Below are 7727 nucleotides of genomic sequence, written 5' to 3'. Positions count from 1 at the left end.
ATCAATGCAGGTGAGAAGATAAAATCGGGAAGTTATTTCGTAGCCGTTCCTAAGGAACGCCTACGAAATAACTTCCCGGTTTGACAAATCGAAATGGCATGCCATTTGCTAGAGCTAAAAGCTTGAAGAACAGCAAATGGAGGATGTGAGGCATGCGGCATTACCCAGAAGGTATAGAACGGCGGATGAAAGTGTTATTCAGTCGGTTGTCGGAGAAAGATCGGCGGCGATATGCGGCGGTGGAGGCGGATAAGTTGGGCCACGGAGGTCAGCAGTGGGCAAGGTGGCGACGAATAGGTCTTTCCATGCAGGAGATTGGCTCTGGGAAGTTGAAGGGGTGCGCTCAGGCAGGAAACGCCGGCCTGGCCTGCTGAGTATTGAACCGGGCTGAAAGCCTTGCTAAACGGCGTTCTTCGGGGATGTGCTCTGTAGAGCCAATGAACACGCCATTCTCCAGGTTTATATAGCGCAGATCGCCTATTCATGCGGATCGCAGGGTAGCGGCCTTGGTGTGGAAAGCGAATATTTTTTAGGGGAGGGATTGGGACAAACCGGAAAATCCGGTTTGCAACAGCTCGTCGAGAAAGGCTTGTGCCGGCAGGGGCAGAACCTTGTTGCGCAGGTGCACCACGCTCCAGGGCTGCGCCAGCGGGAACCCCATCACCTCCAGCGTCGCCAATTCGCCGCGTTCGAGACTGTCGCCCAGCGCATGACGCGACAGTACCGTCAGCCCCATGCCGCTGGCCACCAGCGCGCGGATCGCCTCGTTGCTGGCCAGCGATAGCCGTACCTTGAGTTGAATCCCGGTGGCCTGCATGTGCTGATCGATGACGTGGCGCGAGCCCGAGCCGATCTCGCGCAGCAGAAACGACTCGCCGGCCAGTTCTTGCAACGTCAACGGCTTGCCGACGGCCCAGTGCGCAGGCGCTGCCAGGGCCAGGAATTCGTTTTCGAGAAACGGGAGGCTGACGATATCCAGATCCTCCGGCGGGTAGGACATCACGTACAGGTCGTCCTGATTGCTGCGCAGCCGCTCGACGATCTTTTCCCGGTTGCCAATCTCCAGCTCGATGTCGATGTCGGGAAAGCGCCGGCAGAAGGCACCGAGCATGCGCGGCAAAAAGTACTTCGCCGTGGTTACCAGCGCCACCCGCAGCTTGCCGCGCTTCAAGCCTTTCAGCTCATCGATCGCCGACTCGAAGCGGTTCCACACGTCGTCCAGGCGACGCACGCTGGTCAACAACTCCTCGCCGGCTGAAGTCAGCGCAATCTCTCGACCACTCTGCTCAAAGAGCGGCAGGCCGATCGCATCGGCAATCTGGCGGATCTGGATCGAAACTGCCGGCTGGGTCAGATGCAGCGCCTCTGCGGCCTTGGTAAAGCTGGACAAGCGGGCCACGGTGGCAAAGGTTTCAAGCTGGCGGAAAGTAATGCGACGACGAGGCATACATAAGCTCCGGCAAATACATAATAACAAAATATCTAATTGGAAATTATATCAATAAACTGCGATAGTGCATTTGTCCAAGCCGTACAAGGACATAACAAAGTTTTTTGAACCAACCACTGCAAGGAGAATAACCATGCGTCACTACCCCTCAGACAGTCCCGAAGCCATGACCCGCGTTGTTGCCCTCGCGCTGCTGGCAGACGGCGCCATTGATCTGAGCGAACTCGAAGCGTTGCAGCGTAACGACATCATTAACCGGATGGGGCTCGATCATGCCCGCTTCGACAAGGTCATCCATGAGTTTTGCGAAGACATGCTGGCCTACGCCCACCGCATGCCTTCCGGCCAGTTCGAACTCGACCCGGAGAGCATCGAGCACCTGCTCGGCGACATTCGCGACCCCGAACTGCAGAAGAAGGTCTTGAGTGCGATGCTCGATATCGTCAATGCCGATCGCCGCTTCGCGGGCGGGGAAGCCGCGCTGGTCGCGCAGGCGATCAAGTACTGGAAGCTCGATCTTTCGTAGGAGTCTGCCTACCAGCAACAATGCGGCAAGCGAACCAAGGAATGGTGCGCTTTCTGGTTGATGGCCAAGGTCTGCGACCAAATAAATTCCGGGCCTGGATTTCACCTAAACGAACCGCATTCACCCGCAACTTGTAACAGCATCGGAGAAAAAAATGAGTCCGACGACAGAAAATATCAGTTCCTCCCGTTCGCTCGCTTCTGCAGCGGCCTACGCTTCCACGATATCCCTTTCAACCGGCACGACGATAAAGTTTCGCAAAAGTCTTTCGGCAGCGGTCGAGCACTACGACACATTCCTGATCGACCAGTGGGGCGTCCTGCATGACGGCCGAATGCCTTACCCGGGTACTGTTCATTGCCTTCATCGTTTGCTCGGGGCGGGAAAGCAAGTGATCCTCATCAGTAATTCCGGTAAGCGAACAATCCCGAACGAAACTCGATTGCGTGAAATCGGGTTTCCCCGCGAGAGCTACTCCCACCTGGTTACCTCAGGGGAAATCGCCTGGCAAATGCTGGCACGCGGACAAGGACCTTTCAGCAAGCTGGCAGGCGATCAGGCTGCACAGCGCTGCCTGCTACTGACCAGCGATGATCCAGCCGAATTCGCCGAAGGGTTACCAATCTGGCTTGCCGATGCTGAAGCAGCCGATTTCATCCTGCTGGCGGGGATTGATGACGCGAAACCGCAAAAATACTACGAGCAGATGATGGCGACCGGGCTGAAACGGGGCATCCCCCTGATCTGCGCCAATCCCGATCTCATGCGCATCACTGCGCAAGGACTGAAACCGGGTGCCGGGGCGCTGGCAGATCGCTATCAGGCGAGCGGTGGCAAGGTAAGCTACATTGGCAAACCGTATCCGGAAATCTATCGGCATTGCCTGATGCTGGCCGCTACAGGCGCTGCTGGGCGTGCTCTGGCGATCGGAGATTCGCTGCATCATGACATCGAAGGGGGTCGGGCTGCCGGAATCGATACCCTGCTGGTGATGGGCGGTGTGCACGCCGATGTTTTACCCGATAACGCCGATCAGGCTACTCTCAACGCCGCAATTATCGGGATTGCCGGCCGTGATGGAGCACTACCGGACTGGGCAATCCCTTCGTTCAAATGGTAACTTGCCTGGGAAGTGCTTTCAGCCAAGCGCCAGAAGGGCGGAAAGTACACAGTTCAGGGCTTCCCTCACGGCTTAAGATGACGAGGCTGTATGGATTTTCCGGCTCAGACTCAATAACGACTACTGCAGGAACACCATGAAATATTTATCTGAACTTTTCGAAAAAAACCGCGTGTGGTCGCTGAGTCAAATCAAGGAAGACCCCGAATACTTTCAGCGCCTGGTGAAACTACAAGCACCCAAATACCTCTGGATAGGCTGCTCTGACAGCAGGGTACCGGCCAACCAGATCACGGGATTGAATCCTGGGGAAGTATTCGTTCACCGCAACATTGCCAATGTGATTGTGCATACTGACCTCAATTGCCTTTCCGTGGTGCATTACGCCGTAGAGGTTTTGCGCGTGCAACACATCATTGTTTGTGGCCACTACGGTTGCGGTGGTGTGCGAGCAGCACTTGATGGCCAGCCCCTTGGAATGATCGATAACTGGCTAAGACATATTGAAGACGTTCGAGAACGCCACGCTCATCTTCTGAATGGCATTACAGAATACGATAGTAAATGGGCAAAATTGTGCGAACTGAATGTAATTGAACAAGTACGCAATCTGGCTCGGACGACCCCCGTTTCCGATGCCTGGAAATCTGGTCAGGAGTTGATGTTGCACGGCTGGATTTACGGCTTGCAAGATGGTCGTTTGGTCGATTTGGCGATGAGTGCCCGTTGTCGTGAAGAGGTAGAACAGGGGTATGCCAAGGCATTGCCAGGCTCGGGTGACTAACCGCCTTTGGGCTGAAAGGGTTCGAACTGCGTTTACGCTGTGATTGTCAGGAAATCCGCCCATGTACAACTGCACGTACTACTGAAGCGTGCGTTCGATCAATGGTGATTTGCACAAGAACATTTTATTCGCCATAAATCACCGGCGATTGATCGGTTGCAGCACCGTTATGGGATAAATCTTTTCGATATACTGAAGCAGGCATACAGCCCTCTGCAATACGGTCTGTCGTTTTCCTGCATTCCAGTACCGCAGCGGAAGGCGATTTGAAACCTTCCTCTACATTCCTGCGTCACACTGGCGTCCTGATTGCATCCAGGCCCTCAGTGTACATCTCAATTAGCGAGGACTACCCCCATGAACGAATCCGATACACCAGTCACTGAAAGCCCTCCCAGCAGCTTTCCGACCATACGCCGTATAGAGCCCAGCGCTATTCTCAGCTGGCTGCACACCGGCTGGCTGGACTTTCGGCGTGGCGGTCTGGCCAGCCTGTTCTACGGCGTTTGTTTTGCTGCCGCTGGCTGGCTGATGCAAGCCGTATTTGCCAAAGCCTACGGGCTCTTTGCCGGGCTGACGACAGGCTTTCTTCTACTCGGCCCGTTCCTTGCCATGGGCATCTATGAACTGAGTCGACGCATGGAACTTGGTGAGCCACCGAAACTAGGCCCCAGCATCGCCGCAGGGCGTCCCAACCTTGCCAATGTTGGCCTGTTTGCCGCCCTGCTGGTTGTCGTACTGCTTGTTTGGGCGCGTGCCTCCATCGTTATTTTCGCGCTTTTTTTCGATGGGGGATTACCAACATTTGCCGATGTCGTCCTTACCGTCCTTACGTTCGAGCAACCCATGTTCGCTTTCGTCTATTTCGCTGTCGGTGGTTTTTTTGCGATCTTCGTCTTCGCCATCAGTGTTATCGCCGTGCCATTGATGCTCGACCGCAAAACCGATGCGGTCACCGCAGCCATCGCCAGTCTTCTCGTCTGCGGCCGCAACCCCGGCCCGATGCTGCTCTGGGCACTCTGCATCATGCTCCTTGTCGGCCTTGGTTTTGCGACGCTTTTCCTTGGTCTGGTTGTGACCATGCCAGTGCTCGGACATGCGACTTGGCACGCCTATCGTGACCTCGTCGAAGCAAACAAGCCACAGGACTGAACATCATGGCAATAACAACCTGGTCAGGCGCACTGACGCTGATTTCCGCACTGGCGTTGGGCGGTTGTTCGGGCGCAGGACAGCCGGCGAATCCGGGACTGAACGAGGGCCGGTTCGCGCCGTGTCCCGATTCACCCAACTGTGTGTCGTCGCAGGCCAGCGCAGAAAGCCAGCGGGTTGAACCACTGCGCTACAACGGCGATGCCGTACAAGCGCAAAGCCGGCTGCTGATGGCACTCAACGGCATGCAGCGGGTACGCATTGAACGCACTGATGAAGGTTATATCCATGCCGTATTTCGCTCAGCGCTGCTCGGTTTTGAGGACGATGTGGAGTTTCACTTCGATTCTACAGGTGCAATTCAGGTGCGCTCGGCGTCGCGTGTAGGTTATTCCGATTTCGGGGTGAATCGCCAGCGGGTGGAGGATATCCGCACCCGGTTCGCCGCCACGGCCGGAGCGACCCCATGAGCGCACTGCCCGCGTTCAGACTCCGGAGGAACGCGACGCCGGTTCTGAAGGCCACGATACCGCCACGATCGGCGGGCTAAGGCGATTGCCGCCTGTGATTTCGTTGCATTGAGTCAGGGCCACCTTGCTGAGGCAAACGCTGCGGGGTTGACTCAACTGCGGCTGACTCACCGTAAAACCCGTCCGCCCAGATCGCACCGCTGGCGTGCGCCGCAACCATCGATCAGACAATGATGCCATCGGCAACGCGCCTGATCGGATGAGGACGGTTGAAGTGATGCTGCAGAGCGCGTCGAGGTGATGTTCCTGCTCGAAGAAGAATTGCCGGTTGCCGCTGAACTCTTCGCGGTCAAATTCAACGACATTCGGCATCGCCATATGAATGGCAACGCGAGGCAAGCCAGTATAATCACGCCTCCTTCACCCGATGGCCCGAAAAAGTGTCCGATCGTCTTGCCGTCCTGCCCCAATACCTGATTCCGAAACAGATGCTGACCTTCCTCGCCGGCAAGTTCGCCAGCGCCGAGGCCGGTAGCCTGACGACCAACGTCATCCGCTGGTTCGTCGACCGTTACGGCGTGAACATGAATGAGGCGGCCAACCCGGATATCGCCAGCTACATGAGCTTCAACGAGTTCTTTACCCGCGCCCTGCAGTCCGGTGCGCGACCGCTGGCCGAAGCCGATTTCCTCTGCCCGGTGGATGGTGCAATCAGCCAGTTCGGCACCATCGAGCGCGACCAGATTTTCCAGGCCAAGGGACACAGCTATTCGACCACGGCGCTGGTCGGCGGCGACCGCGAACTGGCCGCCCGGTTCGAGAACGGCAGCTTCGCCACGCTCTATCTCAGCCCGCGCGACTACCACCGCATCCACATGCCCTGCGCCGGCAAACTGACGCGGATGATCCACGTTCCCGGCGCCCTGTTCTCGGTCAATCCGACAACGGCGCGCGGCGTGCCCGGCCTGTTTGCCCGCAACGAGCGCGTCGTCTGCGTTTTCGACTCGGCATTCGGCCCCTTCGTGCTGACCCTGGTCGGCGCCACCATCGTTGGCAGCATGGCAACCGTCTGGCACGGCGCGGTCAATCCTCCCCGCCCCGGCGTCATTCGCGAGTGGCGTTACGACGAGCGCGAGATCGTCCTGAAAAAAGGCGAGGAAATGGGCCGCTTCCTGCTCGGCTCGACCGTCGTCATGCTGTTCCCGCAGGACACGCTGGCCTTCAACCGCGACTGGGCCCCGACCCGAGCGATCCGCATGGGTGAGGCGATGGGAATGCCGCCCGCAGTCTGAATTCACGCCATTCGGCTAGCGCAAGGCTGTTCCAGGCAAACTCCAGGCAATCCTGACCTTTCGCCGGACGAGGCCAGGGGTTTATCGTAAAATCTGATGCATTCACAATGACCGGGTTGCAATGATGATCTCACCGGAAACCCTGCAAACCGCCATCTGCGCCATTGCTGCCGATGGCAAACCGAAGCGCATCATGCTCTTCGGCTCCTACGCACGCGGCGATGCGCACGATGATTCGGATGTCGACCTGCTGGTCATTGAGGATGAAGTACCGGATCGCGCCCACGAAATGGTGCGCCTGCGTCGCCTGCTACGCCCCTTGCGCGTGCCGGCCGACATCCTTGTTTATTCGGAAGAAGAAGTGAAACGCTGGGGTGATCAACCGGGTTCAGCGCTTTACTGGGCCTTGCGCGAAGGCAAGGTGGTTCATTGCTGAAATCCCGGTTCCATGGCTTTTGCTTGAGTCTGCGCAGCAGGACGAATAAGCCGTTGCGACTGTGAGATCCGATCAGTGAAATTGGTGACGCGATCTTTGGCTTTCACGCGCAGCAGGCCGTCGAGAAAGCACTCAATGCTGTTCTTTCGTCAGCCTGAATCGCTTGTCGCCGTACTCACGACCTTGCCGAATTACTGGACCTCCTTGCAGATTCGGATCTATCGGCCGCGTAATAGGGGACGTACCACGGTTTTCAGATCAGAAGAAACAGAAAACCTGGTCTCTGTTTTCAGCCATTCGCAAAAAAATAATGGACAGCCCGGTAGGGTGCGCAAATTCTTTTCTTTGCGCACGCGGAATCCCCCGCATGCATCGATGTGCTTGATCCGCCTGATGGTGCGCACCCCAAGAGTACTTCTTCAGGCTGGCGATGCCAACCTTCAGGGCGCACCCCAAGAGTACTTCTTCAGGCTGGCGATGCCAACCTTCAGGGCGCA

The 7727-nt window shown here is 57.0% G+C and carries 9 protein-coding genes; 7 read left to right on the top strand and 2 right to left on the bottom strand.

Translation table 11 applies throughout. From position 1 onward, the window contains the following. Positions 1–529: 529 nt before the first annotated feature. Positions 530–1447 (bottom strand): LysR substrate-binding domain-containing protein, encoded by a 918-nt coding sequence (locus tag ACOYNV_RS24155; RefSeq protein WP_422902364.1) that lies wholly within the window; start codon positions 1445–1447, stop codon positions 530–532. 136 nt (positions 1448–1583) lie between these two features. Between ACOYNV_RS24155 and ACOYNV_RS24150 the strand changes: the two genes are divergently transcribed. The 7 genes from ACOYNV_RS24150 (at position 1584) to ACOYNV_RS24120 (ending at position 7230) form a co-directional block, all read left to right on the top strand. Continuing rightward, complete coding sequence (locus tag ACOYNV_RS24150) at positions 1584–1976, top strand: TerB family tellurite resistance protein (RefSeq protein WP_422902363.1); 393 nt, start codon at positions 1584–1586, stop codon at positions 1974–1976. Between the two features lie 154 nt (positions 1977–2130). After that, positions 2131–3096: a TIGR01459 family HAD-type hydrolase gene (locus tag ACOYNV_RS24145; protein WP_422902362.1), complete on the top strand. Its 966-nt coding sequence runs from the start codon at positions 2131–2133 to the stop codon at positions 3094–3096. A gap of 136 nt (positions 3097–3232) precedes the next feature. Continuing rightward, positions 3233–3880, top strand: coding sequence for a carbonate dehydratase (gene can / locus ACOYNV_RS24140; RefSeq protein ID WP_422902361.1), 648 nt, complete (start codon positions 3233–3235; stop codon positions 3878–3880). Positions 3881–4237: 357 nt separating this feature from the next. Continuing rightward, positions 4238–5032 carry a DUF2189 domain-containing protein gene (locus ACOYNV_RS24135; protein WP_422902360.1) on the top strand — a complete coding sequence of 265 codons (795 nt, stop codon included), beginning with the start codon at positions 4238–4240 and terminating at the stop codon, positions 5030–5032. Positions 5033–5037: 5 nt separating this feature from the next. Then, complete coding sequence (locus ACOYNV_RS24130; protein WP_422902359.1) at positions 5038–5502, top strand: DUF1499 domain-containing protein; 465 nt, start codon at positions 5038–5040, stop codon at positions 5500–5502. Positions 5503–5942: 440 nt separating this feature from the next. Beyond that, positions 5943–6794: an archaetidylserine decarboxylase gene (gene asd / locus ACOYNV_RS24125; RefSeq protein ID WP_422902358.1), complete on the top strand. Its 852-nt coding sequence runs from the start codon at positions 5943–5945 to the stop codon at positions 6792–6794. Positions 6795–6915: 121 nt separating this feature from the next. After that, the gene (locus ACOYNV_RS24120) at positions 6916–7230 is read left to right on the top strand and encodes a nucleotidyltransferase domain-containing protein (protein ID WP_422902357.1); all 315 of its coding nucleotides are present in this window, start codon (positions 6916–6918) and stop codon (positions 7228–7230) included. A 258-nt stretch (positions 7231–7488) separates the two neighbouring features. On the opposite strand, the gene ACOYNV_RS24115 is transcribed toward ACOYNV_RS24120, so the two are convergent. Then, on the bottom strand, positions 7489–7727 hold a 239-nt coding region (locus ACOYNV_RS24115; protein WP_422902356.1), incomplete at its 5' end, for a hypothetical protein.

This window comes from Propionivibrio sp. (assembly GCF_049316945.1).
Lineage (GTDB): Bacteria > Pseudomonadota > Gammaproteobacteria > Burkholderiales > Rhodocyclaceae > Propionivibrio.
This window is presented reverse-complemented; position numbering and strand designations above follow the sequence as displayed.